At 39.3% G+C, this 14,975-nt stretch carries 10 protein-coding genes; 3 read left to right on the top strand and 7 right to left on the bottom strand.

Translation table 11 applies throughout. From position 1 onward, the window contains the following. Positions 1–6 precede the first annotated feature (6 nt). The 5 genes from ESV85_RS04900 to ESV85_RS04920 all read right to left on the bottom strand — a co-directional run bounded on the left by ESV85_RS04900 (position 7) and on the right by ESV85_RS04920 (position 10,741). The gene (locus tag ESV85_RS04900; protein ID WP_146915329.1) at positions 7–2,079 is read right to left on the bottom strand and encodes a prolyl oligopeptidase family serine peptidase; all 2,073 of its coding nucleotides are present in this window, start codon (positions 2,077–2,079) and stop codon (positions 7–9) included. A gap of 70 nt (positions 2,080–2,149) precedes the next feature. Beyond that, positions 2,150–3,457, bottom strand: a complete 1,308-nt coding sequence (locus ESV85_RS04905) for a D-alanyl-D-alanine carboxypeptidase (protein ID WP_146915330.1) — start codon at positions 3,455–3,457, stop codon at positions 2,150–2,152. A gap of 80 nt (positions 3,458–3,537) precedes the next feature. After that, positions 3,538–4,950 carry a SusD/RagB family nutrient-binding outer membrane lipoprotein gene (locus tag ESV85_RS04910; RefSeq protein ID WP_146915332.1) on the bottom strand — a complete coding sequence of 471 codons (1,413 nt, stop codon included), beginning with the start codon at positions 4,948–4,950 and terminating at the stop codon, positions 3,538–3,540. A 19-nt stretch (positions 4,951–4,969) separates the two neighbouring features. Next, positions 4,970–8,056, bottom strand: a complete 3,087-nt coding sequence (locus tag ESV85_RS04915; RefSeq protein WP_146915334.1) for a SusC/RagA family TonB-linked outer membrane protein — start codon at positions 8,054–8,056, stop codon at positions 4,970–4,972. Positions 8,057–8,500: 444 nt separating this feature from the next. Further along, a complete protein-coding gene (locus ESV85_RS04920) occupies positions 8,501–10,741 on the bottom strand; it encodes a sodium-translocating pyrophosphatase (RefSeq protein WP_146915335.1) in 2,241 nt (746 codons plus the stop codon). A gap of 405 nt (positions 10,742–11,146) precedes the next feature. On the opposite strand from ESV85_RS04920, the gene ESV85_RS04925 reads away from it, so the two are divergent. Then, positions 11,147–11,770, top strand: a complete 624-nt coding sequence (locus tag ESV85_RS04925) for an HD domain-containing protein (protein ID WP_191321937.1) — start codon at positions 11,147–11,149, stop codon at positions 11,768–11,770. Here ESV85_RS04925 and ESV85_RS04930 read toward each other — a convergent pair. Together ESV85_RS04930 and ESV85_RS04935 are read right to left on the bottom strand one after the other, a co-directional pair. Next, the gene (locus ESV85_RS04930; protein ID WP_146915339.1) at positions 11,764–12,699 is read right to left on the bottom strand and encodes a serine hydrolase; all 936 of its coding nucleotides are present in this window, start codon (positions 12,697–12,699) and stop codon (positions 11,764–11,766) included. The two genes, ESV85_RS04925 and ESV85_RS04930, sit on opposite strands and share 7 nt — an antisense overlap. Before the next feature lie 134 nt (positions 12,700–12,833). Then, positions 12,834–13,049 carry a hypothetical protein gene (locus tag ESV85_RS04935; RefSeq protein WP_146915341.1) on the bottom strand — a complete coding sequence of 72 codons (216 nt, stop codon included), beginning with the start codon at positions 13,047–13,049 and terminating at the stop codon, positions 12,834–12,836. A 112-nt stretch (positions 13,050–13,161) separates the two neighbouring features. On the opposite strand from ESV85_RS04935, the gene ESV85_RS04940 reads away from it, so the two are divergent. Continuing rightward, on the top strand, positions 13,162–13,455 hold the full coding sequence (locus ESV85_RS04940) for a hypothetical protein (protein ID WP_146915343.1): 294 nt from the start codon (positions 13,162–13,164) through the stop codon (positions 13,453–13,455). A gap of 714 nt (positions 13,456–14,169) precedes the next feature. After that, complete coding sequence (locus tag ESV85_RS04950) at positions 14,170–14,940, top strand: cupin domain-containing protein (RefSeq protein ID WP_191321938.1); 771 nt, start codon at positions 14,170–14,172, stop codon at positions 14,938–14,940. Positions 14,941–14,975 lie beyond the last annotated feature (35 nt).

Genomic DNA, 14,975 nt, shown 5'->3' on the forward strand with positions numbered 1-14,975 from the left:
TATTGACTAGTCCATGAGGTGTTTTTTCAAGAAATCTGCAGTCGCCTGATCTACTCTGATCATATTTGACCACTTCATCCAGTGATGTGTGTCACCGGGAATTAGAATGGATTCATAGGGTTTTCCTAGCTCTTCAAATCTTCTAATCAAATCTGCAGTTTGACTTACGCTTACATTGCGGTCATCGTCTGCATGTATAAATAGAACTGGTGAAGTCCATGTGTCCAAATCGGCCATTGGTGAAGATTCCCAGGCTATTTTCTTTGCTTTGTCTAAATCCGCTGCCATTTCATACGTTTCTGGAAGTTCATACCTTCCATCCAAATCATGTACACCGTGAATATCCACACCGACTTTGAATAAGTCTGAATCTCGAGCTAAAGCCAAAGCTGTCAAATAACCGCCATAGCTCCCTCCATAAATTCCGATTTTATCTCTATCGACTTGAGGCAAGTCAGCAAGGAATTCACCTCCAGCTTTGATGTCCTGATACTCTACTGCGCCTTGATAATAGCCATAGGAAGGACGATGAAACTCGTAACCATAGCCAATCCCCAGCCGGTAATTCACAGATAAAACCACAAAACCAAGTTCAGCCAAATACTGATTGACAGAATAAGTATTAGAGTAATAATCCATATAGGACCAACCCAACAACATCTGACGCTGAGGTCCACCATGAGCGAAAATAATTCCTGGCTTTTTGGCGGGACCACCTTCTTTCTCAAATAATTGCCCATAAACTGTAGTGCCATCTGGGGCAATGAATTTCACTTGTTTTGGAACAACTAGCGAAGATTGAGGGAAATCATTTGGTATAACAGACTCTTGTAAAAGCTTAGTTTTATTACCGTCATTCACTGCGATCAGATGCGAGCGCTTCGCAGTTGCACTGAAATAAGCTTTCTTGCCTTCATTGCCGACCCAGACTGGATAGGCTTCTATGCCATTTCCAGTAGTTTCCCAAGCTAATTTTTTGTCGGCTATATCAATGGTTCCAATATGTCTTCGATCCAGATCTTGAGGTTCTGATCCGGTATTTCCGGAGAAAACCAGTTTTGACTTGTCAGGGCTGATTTTAATCTGCTCTACCATGTAATTACCAGGGGTGAGAAGAGATGTTTTTCCAGTATCAACTTCTAGTGAGTACAAATGCTGCCAACCATCTTCATAAGATTGGAAAATCAGATTTCCATCGGAACTGAATGAGAAAAAAGGATAGGAGTATGACCCTCTAAGAGTTTCTGGTGCTTGCCAATGGTTTTTTGCTTCTCCGGAAGTGACATCTGCTATCCATATTTCCCAGGGAGTGTGTCTTGGTTCCAAAAGATCAAATGCAGCTCCTTTTCCTCCCTGAAGTCTGATGAAAGCTAGTTTTTTGCTATCAGGAGACCATTGAGGAAGTACGTCACGATGAAATGAAGGGGAAATCCACTGTATGGGAGTTGCCTCATTCTGATATATTCCAACCAAAGAATGCGAACCTCTGTTTGATACAAAAGCCAATTTGTCTCCATCTGGAGAATACTGTGCGTAATTGACGTTTCCTTTTCCTTCAAAAAGTTGAGAAGGGTTAGCTGAGGATTCTAAATCTACAGTCCAGATTTGGCCTGCTTTTATGTAACCTAATTGATGAGGGACTCCAACAAATGGATCATCAGCTTCAGTGATTGCTTCAACCTTGCCATCTTCTAGATTGATTTTCCAGATTTCTACTTTCGGGAGTTTTGGTAGATTCTGAGCATTGACGGTGGAGGAAGCATTACCTCCTCCATGGTCTCCACCACGAACGAAGACTAGCCAATTCCCATCTGGTGTGAACTGTAAGCTGCTGATTTCTTGTCCGTCATCTTCATTAAAATCCGTCAGTTTCTTCGGCTCAAAAGCTGGACCCACAGCCCAGTATATATTCCGTTTTCCTTGTTCATTCATCGCCCAGGCTATTTTCTCCCCTGAAGGCGAGGAGGTCAGTTCAGAAGGGAAACTGAATTTTCCCACTTGCTCCATAGTGAAGGATTGGGCAAGAATTAGCTGTGATAAGAATGAAATGAATAGAGTTAATATGAGTGTCTTTTTCATGTGTCTATAATAGATTTATGGGTCCTCCCGCTAGCTAAAGTGAGGGTTCTTTAATGCCCGATTTCAGGAATTAATACTTGTCGTGAATGTAATAAAGCACTTTTGTCAATTCTGTTTTTAACTCAGTTCCTGAAATAGGATAGTTATTCATTAAGCATGAAAAATGTAGGATTTTACCACTTTTGGTAATTAAGTAGCCACTAAGCGCATTACTCATGGATAGTGTCCCAGTTTTGGCGTAGATATAAGGAGGCTGACCATCATCTGCTGGGTACCAATTTCGAATAGTACCCGATTCGCCACCGGCGGGGAAATAAGCTTTGATCTTTTCGAAAGGCACTTCTGCTCTGATTTTGCCTAGAAGTGCGATGATGCTTCTGGGTGTAAACATGTTTTTAGCAGAAAGTCCTGATCCATCTACCCAAAGTGGTTCATCGGGTAAGTCTGCTAATAAATTCTCCTTAGAATAAGCTATTGCGTCTGAAATACTCAAGGTGTTGTTTAATTGATCTGAAACTAATACCATGAGCTGCTCAGCTAAAAAATTATCAGAGATTTTCATCATCTGTGCATAAATACTGTCTGCTGGAGTAGTTAAGAGTTTGGTAGGTTCCTCTGTCAGGTAATTCCCACCCTTGATTAAAGTGACTTTCTTGCCTGTTTCCTCTGTAAGGAATTGTGCAGCATATTCGGGTGAAGTCACAAAAGGGATATCTGTTTCAAAGGGATCTACTTTGTTGTCATCCTCCAATTGATAGCTAAAAAGGTTGCTATACCGATCTCTTCTAAATCTATATCCTTTCCAATCATCTGTTTTTTCAGCAGCAAGAAAATTGGTAAAACGTTTCGGGTTGATTGTGAATCTATTTTGGCCTTCCTCTAATTTGAACCTGACTACGTTGCCAAAAATTGGTAGAGCTGAGCGCTCAGTTGCATAATAATAGTTGTACCAATCCCAAGACCATCCAGGACCGAAAGCATCTATTTGGCTGAAATTATCTAGGAGGAACAATCTCTTGTCTGATTTTTTCAAGAACTCCAGTGCCACGTCATTTTTAAGATCAGGATGTAATAGTCCTGGATCGCCTGTTCCCCAAAAAATCAACGAATCGCCACGTTCTAAATAATTTAATCCATTGACCAAACTATCGCCTAAAATTGAGTAGGAGGTGTAAAATGTGAATAGTTTAGTGTTTGATGCGGGGATGAAATATTTGTCTGAATTGATATCAACCAGCACCTTGTCCTTAACTGGATCAACTAGCATAAATCCTAAATGACCTTTTTCGAAGACATCAGATTTAGTGAGGGATTTGTTGATACGCTGAACGGTACATGAGCTCAGAATAATCAATGCGTAGAGGAATAGGTTTTTCATTTGGAGTGCTTTGTGGTCTTAAGTTAAAATAAAAAAGTCTCCTATCGTAGGATAGGAGACTTAGTAAAAGGGTCAAGGTATTATTGGTCCCACCAGATTCTGTCAAGAAGTGTTACAGAAGGGACATTTGATCCATTTCTACTTACTTCACTGTCAGGATAAGCCAATCTTCTGATATAATCGTTACCCAAATTTGGATTTAAGTTTTCAGGAAGAGTCATGTCCTTATAGGCATAATCAAATCTTCTAGCATCATTCCATGTTTCAGGGTGTAGGAACATAGCTACATATTTTTCCTTGAAAATGTCAGCCATAGTCAAAGCATCAGATCCCATACTAACACTGGCATCGGCTAGGTAGGTTTCTTTTTCACCTTCAGGAACACTTAGCATATCCATATGAGCATTAATTCCAGCTAGGTAAGCAGCATATGCCGTAGCTTTATTTGTTTCAAAAGCAGCTTCTGCTTCAATGAATTTTAATTCAGCGAATGTTGCTATCAAAAGAGGTGCTTGTCTAGAAGTATAATACTGTCCTTCCACCAAAGTAGAACGAGCACCTTGCTCAGGAGCATTGCCACGACCAGCACCATTTACGGTACCTAAGAATTCTCCATCATCTGTTGTTCCTACCATAAGCTTCAATCTAGGATCAACAGTAGGATAAGAAGTACCATCCAACGCTTGAATAAACTGCTCAGAAATCCAGCCAGTTAATAGCAAGTTTGCATTGTTGATTGCGTCTTGAGCCCATGGGTTAAAACGTTGCTCAAAGAATGTAACTGATGCATTTTCATCATTTGAAGTGAATCCATTTGCTGCAGCAGCAAGAACTTCTGATGCACTGTAGCCAGATGATCCTTTCATATGGATCATGTAACGGGCTTTTAAAGTATAGGCAAACTTCAACCATAAGTCGATATCTCCTTGATAAATGAAATCATCATTTCCGATAGAAGAACTTGATTCTTGATTCAAATTAGCTATTCCTTGATCTAGGAGACTGATGACATTACCATAAAGTGCCTGGTCATCGTCATAGGAAGGTGTAACCGTACTGAAATTAAAACTTTCAGAAAATGGTACATCTCCAAACAAATCTACCGTCATTCCAAGATTCAATGCCATTAATACCTGACCTGCTCCTAAGTACTGAAGAGCACCTTCAGCTTCAGCTTTTTCATTCATAGTGTACAAATCAGTCATTACATTGTAAAGACTAAACCACATGCTGCTGAAATTAAGTGGCTCCATGGTATCTGACCCACTTGCAGGGTTTGGTGAAGCCAAGTATTGCACGTAATTGCTAACGGCGCTACCTTCTCTATATACATTTAAGCTAGTCTCATAAGTAATGTTGGTCATTAGACCTGAGATAGGAGCGTCTTGCGGGTTGTTTGGGTTCTCATTGACATCCAAATATGAATCACAAGCCGAAGCCGTTAGAATCAAGGATGTTCCCAAAACTGCTTTTATTTTATTATTGAATTTCATGTTTCTGTTGGTTTAGTGGTTATAGACCTAAATTCAAAGTGACGAAATAGCTCTGTACACCTGGGAAACCTAGCCCAGTGAACCCAACTGCATTTCCTCCTGCACCTGCCGAGAATGACTCTGGATCAAAACCATCCCAAGGTGTGGAAAGGATAATGTTATTTGCGGCTAATGATATTCTAGCAGATCTAAATGGAGTTCTATCCAATAGTTGTGGCTGTAGACTGTAGGCTAAAGTGACGTTTCTTAGCTTGATGAAACTTGCATCATTCACGAAGTTTTCAGAAACACCTCGGTAATAGTTTCTCCAGTAACCAGCTCCATAATTTACTCCGTCAGGTCCAACTCCTTGGCCTAGCCAAACTTCTTTAGTGTTTTGAGATCCATCAGAGAGGACTCCTGGGAATACCACGGTATCATTTCTTCTGTTAGCATCTTCCTGCTTACCAAATGCAGAGAGGAAGTTTCCAAATTGATCATATTGATCTAATCCTGCTCTGAAGTCGACTAGGAAAGAAAGTTCAAGACCTTTGTATGTGAATTGATTTCTCAAACCTCCAAAGAATTTTGGAATAGCATTACCCAGGATGATCTGGTTACCCGTTCTTACCGGGAAGCCATTCGCACCAATTTGTTGTGTCAATCCTCGATCCAATTCAGTTGCTCCCTCTGCCATATTAGGTCTTATATAATAGCTACCTGAAATGTTTCCGTAAGCTTCTCCTTCTCTTAAGATCATTGTTGTAGTAGCCCCGGCATATCCAAATTGGCTACCCACTACAATTTGATCAATTCCTTCACGGATTGATTTCACTTCATTTTTGTTAGTTGTGAGGTTTGCAGTTACATCCCAACGGAAATCTCCAGTTTCAATTGGAGAACCTCCTAATACGATTTCAAATCCTTTATTTTCGATTTCACCGGCGTTTGTGATGTAAGAAGAGAAACCGGTCGCATCTGAAATTGGAACTGGAATGATTTGATCTGCTGCATTTGACTTATAGTAAGTCACATCCAAATTCAATCTATTATTAAAGAAGGCTAATTGAGTACCAAATTCCACGGAATTTGTTTGCTCAGGCTTCAAATTTGGATCGCCAAAAGTAGAGTTCTTCGAGAAACCTACTTGCCCATTCAGTGGGAAAATAGAAGGAGAAACGAAGGTTGATCCCAAGATATGTGGGTTGGTATCCTTACCTACCTGAGCCCAAGATGCTCTTAACTTACCGAACGTAAACCAAGATGGTAAATCTAAATTCTCGCTAAATACATAACCTAGATTTACGGAAGGATAGAAGAATGAATTATTGTCTTTTGGCAAAGTAGAGGAGATGTCATTTCTTCCAGTAACGTTTAAGAAAAGGAAGTTTTTATAATCTACCATCAGGTCCCCGTAAAAACCAACCAATCTTCTGATACTTTTACCTTGTCCTCCAAATAACTGAGTCATATTACTCAAATTGTAGAAACCTGGAATAACGAAGTTGCTTCCTGAAAGAGAAATACGGTCGTATTTTCTTTCGAATACATCATTACCAAGCCTAAGCTGCGTGTTCCAGTTGTCATTCCACTGCTTTTTCAAGGTAATGTAGAAATTGGAATTGAGGTCTTTGCTGTTGATTCTGGTTTCTTCCATGTTACCAGTAGAGCTCAGTGCAAGTTCCCCATCGATTCCCATTGGGCCAGGGGTGATTTCTGTTCGGCTATCACTGTAAAAATCTGTTCCCAATCGGTAAGAGAGCATTAACCAATCTGTTGGGCTGTAATTCAGATTAATATTTCCTATTAATCTATTTACATCATCTTCATAAGTTGCAAAACGCGCATCATAAATTGGATTTGTATTTCCATAAGTCTTCATGGTGCCGTCTTCATTGATGTAATCTCTCACATCTGTAGTTTCAGACCAGTACATCATTCTTTCCAAGAATCTGTCATGTGGAACTCTATTCCCTCCTGAATTGGAGTAATTGATGGATCCTGAAAAGTTAAATTTCTCGCTTGCTTTTACAGTTCCTGAAAGCTTAGCAGTCGTTCTTCCCCAAGATGAGAAAGGGATGATTCCCTCTTGGTCTAACTGGCCAAAAGAACCATAAAATGTTGCATTTTCATTACCTCCTGCGATGCTGACAGTGTTATCAATTGTTTTTCCTGTGTTGAAAGCATTGGTCCAATTGTCCTGATATACATAGCTCGGATCATTTTCATCAGCGATATTAGCTCCCCAAGATGGCCAGAAACTTGAATCATCTCTTGAACCACTAAAGCCTTGTCCATATTGATCTTGAAGTGCTGGTTTTTTGACCAACTTATCCATTCCAAATGAACTGGAGACATTTATCTGAATTTGTCCTGCTTTACCTTTTTTGGTAGTAACAATTACAGCTCCATTTGCAGCACGCACACCATACAGAGCAGTTGCTGCTGCACCTTTTAGCACAGACATGGTCTCAATATCATTCGGGTTGATATCCGCAATTCTATTGGTCATACCTCTTGGAGTACCTGAAGATTCTACGGTAGAGTTATCTACTGGAACACCATCCACAACGAATAGCGGTTGATTATCGGCACTTGGATCCAATGAGTTGATGCCACGAATAATAATTCTTGCTGATTGGCCAGGGGCTCCACCTGAGTTGGTTACCTGTACACCTGCAACTTGGCCTTGAAGGGCGTTCACAATATTCGGTTGTTTTGAAGTGGTGATAGCTTCAGAATCGATACTTTGAGCTGCATAACCCAATGATTTTTTCTCTTGGGAAATACCAAAAGCTGTCACAATAAATTCATCAAGATCAGAAGCAGCTGTAGCTAGCACTACGTCCAATGTAGTGGCTGAGCCTACGGTAAGACTTTTTGAATCAAACCCTATAAAAGAGAAAACCAATACAGCATCTGAATTTGGAACTTCGATGCTATAAAAGCCATCGATGTCCGATACAGTGCCGGTGTTGGTACCTTGGATCATAATACTTGCTCCAGGAAGAGGTCCCCCATCTTCCTGAGCTGTTACTTTTCCTTTTACCGTTTGCTGGGCATAGAGAGGGATACTCACCAGAAAACCAAATAGAAAAAGCAATGTCATTGCGTAGTTTTTCTTCATTTGTTTTTTGTTTATAGATTAAAATTGGTTTTGTTCTTGCAGTTCCTTGCATTCTTTTAATGATGTAAATGGCAAGAAAAAATTCGTGAAATGGCCTAATTCCCCATATATAATTGAATTATAGAGTTTTATGACTTTTATTCCAGTTTGTGTTTGTTTTAACCTTTTTTATAACAATGTGTTGAAATTGAGCGGTTGTTTGAGCTTTTTAATACCATCAATGCATAAATTACAGATAATAGATTAATTATTTTAATTTTTTAGAAGTGATTTTTATCAAATTGGTAAATATTTTCTTGAATTAAAACAACATTTGCTCTTGCTTGTTTATGCCGTATTATATTTTGAATACATGCAATATTATGCTAACTATCTAAAAATTAGGCATAAAAAAAGACTGCCTTAGTTCAGGCAGTCTTTCTGTTAGCTTTAAGTGTATATTAATTAATCCACCTTCTTTATTTCAGTAATAGTCTCAGTCACCACTTTTTTTCCGTCCTCGTATTTGATTTCTTTTTTGATCTCCACTTTTTCTGACATCGCTCCAGTGTGCGGACGCTGACTGATATGTGGTGCTATAATCAAAGCTACGATAGACATCAATTTGATTAGGATATTCATAGAAGGGCCTGAAGTATCTTTAAAAGGATCACCTACCGTATCACCAGTCACAGAAGCTTTGTGTGGCTCGGACTTCTTATAATGCATCTCGCCGTCGATCTCCACACCTTTTTCAAAAGATTTCTTAGCATTATCCCAAGCGCCTCCGGCATTTGACTGGAACATGCCCATCAATACTCCTGATACCGTTACACCTGCTAGTAATCCACCTAGCATTTCAGCAGAAGATACTTGCTCAAAGACACCTTGGAAACCAAAACCTATCAAAAGAGGAGTGATCAAAGCGATAGCTCCAGGAAGAAGCATCTCGCGAAGAGAAGCTTTGGTAGAGATCTCCACACACTTATCGTACTCAGGCTTGGCTTTGTATTCCATGATACCTGGTATTTCTCTGAACTGTCGTCTTACTTCATTCACCATGTCCATTGCCGCTCTACCTACAGCCGCAATAGCCAGTGATGAGAATATATAAGGAATCATACCGCCAACAAATAAAGCTGCCAATACTGGAGCTTTGAAAATATCAATCGCATCAATTCCAGCTACACCTACAAATGCTGCGAACAGAGCTAAAGAAGTCAATGCTGCTGAAGCAATAGCGAATCCCTTACCAGAAGCGGCAGTTGTGTTTCCTACTGCATCCAAAATATCAGTACGATCTCTAACTTCTTTAGGAAGTTGGCTCATCTCTGCGATACCACCTGCATTATCTGCGATAGGACCAAAAGCATCGATGGCCAGTTGCATGGCTGTAGTCGCCATCATACCTGCTGCTGCTATTGCTACTCCATAAAGTCCAGCAAAAGCATAAGAGCCCATGATACCACCTGCCAAAACAAGGATAGGAAGTACTGTAGATTCCATTCCAACGGCTAAGCCAGCTATGATGTTCGTTGCGTGACCAGTTGCTGACTGCTTGATTATTGATTGCACAGGACGTTTGCCCATAGCTGTATAATATTCCGTGATGATACTCATCAGCGTTCCCACTACTAAACCAAGAATGATGGCATAGAATACATCCATATTGGTGAAATCATAACCACGGATAGACAAGGTCTCTGGCATCATGTGTTTTACTACAAAAAATGAGGCAATTCCTGTAAATAAAATGGAAGACCAATTACCCATATTCAAGGCATGCTGTACGTCACCTTTATCATCTTTAATGGTCACGAAGAACATTCCCATGATAGAGAATACGATTCCCAAGCCAGCCAATACCATTGGAAGTAGGATAGGGGCGATTCCTCCAAAATTATCTACTGAAACAATCTCACGTCCCAAAACCATTGTGGCGAGGATCGTTGCAACATAAGAACCGAATAAATCAGCTCCCATACCAGCTACGTCACCTACGTTGTCACCCACGTTATCTGCTATAGTTGCAGGGTTTCTGACATCATCTTCTGGGATTCCAGCTTCTACTTTTCCTACTAAATCAGCTCCTACATCGGCAGCTTTGGTATAAATACCGCCACCCACACGAGCAAAAAGAGCTATAGATTCAGCACCTAAAGAGAAACCAGCAAGCACCTCAAGTGCTTTTTCCATTTCTACACCATTCACTCCAGCACCTACACTCTGCACATATAGGTGATAGAAAAGAATAAAGAGTGAGCCTAATCCCAAAACAGCCAAGCCAGCTACTCCCAGTCCCATCACAGATCCACCTGTGAATGACACTTTAAGTGCATGCTTTAAACTAGTTCGGGCTGCTTGCGTAGTTCGTACGTTCGCTTTGGTAGCGATATTCATTCCTATATATCCTGCAAAAGCTGAAAGTACAGCTCCTATAAGAAAGGAGATCGCGATAACTGGACTGGATGTCTCTACTGACATTCCGGACCATACCAAAAGTATAACGGCAATAACTGCAAAATAAGAAAGTACTTTCCACTCGGCTTTTAAGAATGCCATAGCGCCGTCGGCTATGTAGCCGGCAAGTTCCATCATGTTTTTGTCACCTGTTTCCTGCTTGGTAACCCAGGCAGATTTAATGGCCATCACGATCAGGCCCACCAGTCCCAACGCGGGGACTACATAAATCAAAGCTTGTTCCATAAAGTATGTCGTACTGTTAATTTTGAAATTGTTAATTGAGCAAATATATAACTTCTCATTTACCGACCAATTGCAGATTATTATTGTTTAAATCACTGTTTTTGAAGAATTTATTGATGATTGTGTAAAGAAATCATTATTTGGTGTCTGTCACTTACTAGAATATCTAGAATTTATTGAAATATGGCAAAAGGAGTAATTGTCCGAATTGTATAAATATTTAAAGTTTTTGGTTGCGGTAATGAGACTATAAAGCAATTTTACTAAATAGACTTTCAGTAGTTTCTCCTCTGTTTTATTTGGGAAATATTTTAAATAACTAAATTTCAATTGTTTAAAGAGGTAGAAGTCAATATAAATAGTAAATTAGTTTCTTTATAATTTTTAAAAATCGTTCCAAAGCCTGTGGATTTACAACTCAAGAATTTTGAATGCACTATTAGAAAATTGTTTGCAGAGCGACTGAATCCTAAAGTTTGCTACCATAATTTAGATCATACTTTATCTATTGTGGCCAAAGTCAATGAAATCGGACTGTACTATCAAATGGGTAAAATTGAATTAGAGGATTTGTTTCTTGCCGGCTGGTTGCACGATGTAGGTTATTGGGGTGGAGTTGCGCTGGACCATGAGAAAAGGGGAGCTGATTTTGCTAGAGATTTTTTGCCCAAGTTTAAGATATCAGAAAATAGAATAGAAGCCATTTGCAAAGCTATACTCGCTACGAAAGTCCCACAACAACCTAAGAGTCTCATGGATTCTATAATTTGCGATGCGGACCTTTATCATCTAAGTTCAGACCAATGCTATGCTCAAACCTTACTTTTGATGAAAGAAAATGAGCAACTGAATGACAGACCTGTTGTGCTTTTGGATTGGCTGCAAAACAGTGAGAAATTCATGGAAAACCATCACTATCATACTGATTATGCCCTCAAATTTTATCAGACGGGCAAGAATGAAAATTTGATATTTCTACAATCCAAAATAGAAGAATTAGAAAAGGTAGAGATGAAATCCTCTCAGTAGGGCAGTCCTTCCAGGTATTTTTCAAAACCCTCCGGTTGCTGATAGGACTGATTTGGGTTGAAATGATTCCAGATCAGATTTGATATTTTTCGGGTCATTACCCATGCTTCATTATCATATCCCCAGCTTTTATCTTCATTATTATCAGTGAAAATAGCACACACATAATCTCCCTGAGGTGAATTCACCAGAAACACTTCTGACCTAGATGCATTGACCATTCCTTGTTTGCTGGCGACATTTACTCCTGCAGGAATTCCTGATAGTGCGTAGTCAGTGTAAAAAGTGTTAGATAACAAACGATACATCTGCTCTGATGCTGCTGTGCTGATCAATTCTCGATTATTTAATTTGATGAAGATATCAGCTATCTCTCTTGGGGTTGTCTGACCCCAGCCATACTTTTCCCAGATGCTTTCTCTGCCAACTGTCCGGCTGTTAACGCGTGTATTTTGGTATCCTATTCTATCCATCAATTCGTTGATTTCAGCACCTCCGCCGGCTAGTGATTGATTCCAAAGAGATGTGGTATTGTCAGAATAACTGAGCATTAAAGCAATCAAAGTGCTTAAGTCTGTTTGGGTAGAATCCTTAAAAAACTGCATGATTCCTGACCCACCGTATCTAATAGAATCCCGATATATCAATGGTTCTCTGTAATGTAATTCCTCTTTTTCAATCTTGTCAAATATGCCTAAGAGAATAGGGATTTTGACAATACTGGCAGTGGGGTAAATCGTATCTGCATTAATTTCCACTGTAGCTCCTGACTGTAGGTTTTGGATATAGATCCCTACATCTCCATGAAATGACTCCGTGAGCACGCTGATAGATGACTCTAATTTTTTGTCAGTTTTCACTTGAGCGAGTATGCTATTGAAGCATATCAATGTTAAAATCAATAAAATAGGCCAGCTTTTAGAAAACATAATTTGAAGTGTTTAGGCTTTAAATATGTGAAATTCTAAGGGCTAATAACAAGGAAATAAAGCATTGAATTTAAAATTTCCTACATTTTGAGTTGCAAATAGAAGTTGAATACCCTTTTTGCCGTGTTAAAGTCTTAGCTAAACTGTAGGAATTCTTTTCCCTGTGAGTCGCTGCCAAGTGCTGCAGTTCCCATAGATCCGGCTGAATTTTGATCCACAAAGGTTCCACTACGTAATACATTCAATGCACCAGTGGGACGAGTTGGGTCAATGGTTACCTGATCCTTGTCGTCAGCACATGAGACTAATCCTAAAAAGCCAACATAAAAGATAATTAATACTTCACTCATGATATTGAGATTTTGGTTGATCCAAAATTACCCTTAGGATATCACAAAAAAGTCACGAAAGAGTAACCAATTTATACCTGAGGTTCTTTTCTTTGGGGAGAAAAAAAAGGAAATGGCACAAGACGATAAGAAAATTGCTGATTTTTTGGAATCAGAAGATAAGGTCAACGAATACACTCCTATACTGAAGGCACTTTGGTATGATGGAAATGGTGACTGGGAAAAAGCACATGATCAAGTGGACAGTATGGATGGTAAGGATGCTGCTAGAATCCATGCTTATCTCCATAGAAAGGAAGGTGATCAATGGAATGCTGATTACTGGTATAGAAGAGCTGGGGCTTCACGGCCAGAGTTAACCTTAGAAGAGGAGTGGAAAATGTTACTTACCCAATTTTTACTTTAGTTATTCCATGTTTTTGGCGAAAATTTTTAGTTAAATCCTAATAAATACCCTGTATAGGGTATGTTTTCATGAGTGTTTGGTTGGTACTTTTGAATAAGTAATAACCTATAAGCATTGCTATGAAATTCTTCTATTTAGCATCCAATCCAAACGATAATGGTTTACATGAAGTACACGATCGTGATTGTGAACATATACCCACCACCTATGATCGAGACTATTTAGGTCCATTCAATACAGGTAATGAAGCAATGAGAAAGGCAATGACACTAAAGAAGAAGGTAGGGTTGTGTGAGAATTGCTGTAAATCGGAAAATAAGCCTCCTATTTTTAGCATAAAATGAAACCAAGATTATTTCTGGTCTCTATCCAATTTAAAAATTGAAGTAGGGGTAGTATATTGGTAGTCAGCGTTTAATTGCTCTTTGTAAAGTAAATTTTTATTGACTCTTAAATTACCCAAAGTCGTTAGTTTTTTGAGAATTATGATCTCCCATGAACTTTCATTTTGGCCTCGCAGAGATATCTCTAGTGAGGTTATTTATTTCTACTAGGGGAAACGATTGGGTTATATATTGATATGAAATGTGACCATCTTTCATTTTTGTTTAGTTGGACATGTGTTTGTCTTTCTGGCTATTCGTAAATTAATTTGAGTTATCTTAATTGCTTTCTATTGCATGCCTTATCATGAAGCCACTTAGAATTTTCATTATGAGATTACTAATCATCTCCATCTTTTTCCTTATGACTCTTCCTTCCTTTGCACAACTTCAACCAGTTAAATCTGGGGTATTCCATTGGAATGATCTTGAAGCCAAATCTAATGGAGACAGACAAGGGAGAGCAATCCTCGAGGGTGTTTCTCCACATTTCGAATACTTAGAGATGCATGCTACGACTCAAGCTGTAGGAGCACAAGCTAGTGCTGCTCATGCCAATGAGAATATGGAGGAACTTATCATTGTCAAAGAAGGGGTTATGAAGGTGACAATAGATGGGATGAGCTCTATTCTAGGAACTAATGGTGTGATTTCATTGATGCCGCAGCAGATGCATTCTATGCAAAATGTAGGCGACAAACCTCTTACTTATTATGTAATTAGATATCGATCTAAGAAGCCTATGAAGTTAGAAAGAGGCATCGCTTCGGGTGGATCTTTGATGATAAATTCAGACTCGTTAGTATTCAAACCTAACGATAATGGAGGCAGCCGTGCCTATTTTGATAGAGCTACAGCGATGTGTGAGCGACTTGAAATGCACGTGACAACTTTAACTAAAATAGGACCAAGTCACGAACCCCATGCCCATGATGAAACTGAGATTATTCTTATGATTTCAGGAGAAACAGCAATGCATATCGATGGCGTAGAATATACTGCCACGGCGGGAGACTTTTATTTCGTAGAGTCACAATTATTTCATGGTATTCGCAATACCTCTGACCAGTCTTGTTCTTATTTTGCTTTTAAATGGAAGTAAAACCTTAATAAAGTTTTGGCTAGTCCTGGATAGGC

The organism is Algoriphagus aquimarinus (genome assembly GCF_007997215.1).
GTDB classification, from domain to species: Bacteria; Bacteroidota; Bacteroidia; order Cytophagales; family Cyclobacteriaceae; genus Algoriphagus; species Algoriphagus aquimarinus_A.

Excerpts from the sequence above, each read along its gene's own strand:
- ESV85_RS04950 (WP_191321938.1), top strand. The coding sequence starts at position 14,170 with ATGAGATTACTAATCATCTCCATCTTTTTCCTTATGACTCTTCCTTCC.
- ESV85_RS04935 (WP_146915341.1), bottom strand. The coding sequence starts at position 13,049 with ATGAGTGAAGTATTAATTATCTTTTATGTTGGCTTTTTAGGATTAGTC.
- ESV85_RS04920 (WP_146915335.1), bottom strand. The coding sequence starts at position 10,741 with ATGGAACAAGCTTTGATTTATGTAGTCCCCGCGTTGGGACTGGTGGGC.
- ESV85_RS04910 (WP_146915332.1), bottom strand. The coding sequence starts at position 4,950 with ATGAAATTCAATAATAAAATAAAAGCAGTTTTGGGAACATCCTTGATT.
- ESV85_RS04905 (WP_146915330.1), bottom strand. The coding sequence starts at position 3,457 with ATGAAAAACCTATTCCTCTACGCATTGATTATTCTGAGCTCATGTACC.
- ESV85_RS04915 (WP_146915334.1), bottom strand. The coding sequence starts at position 8,056 with ATGAAGAAAAACTACGCAATGACATTGCTTTTTCTATTTGGTTTTCTG.
- ESV85_RS04900 (WP_146915329.1), bottom strand. The coding sequence starts at position 2,079 with ATGAAAAAGACACTCATATTAACTCTATTCATTTCATTCTTATCACAG.
- ESV85_RS04930 (WP_146915339.1), bottom strand. The coding sequence starts at position 12,699 with ATGTTTTCTAAAAGCTGGCCTATTTTATTGATTTTAACATTGATATGC.
- ESV85_RS04940 (WP_146915343.1), top strand. The coding sequence starts at position 13,162 with ATGGCACAAGACGATAAGAAAATTGCTGATTTTTTGGAATCAGAAGAT.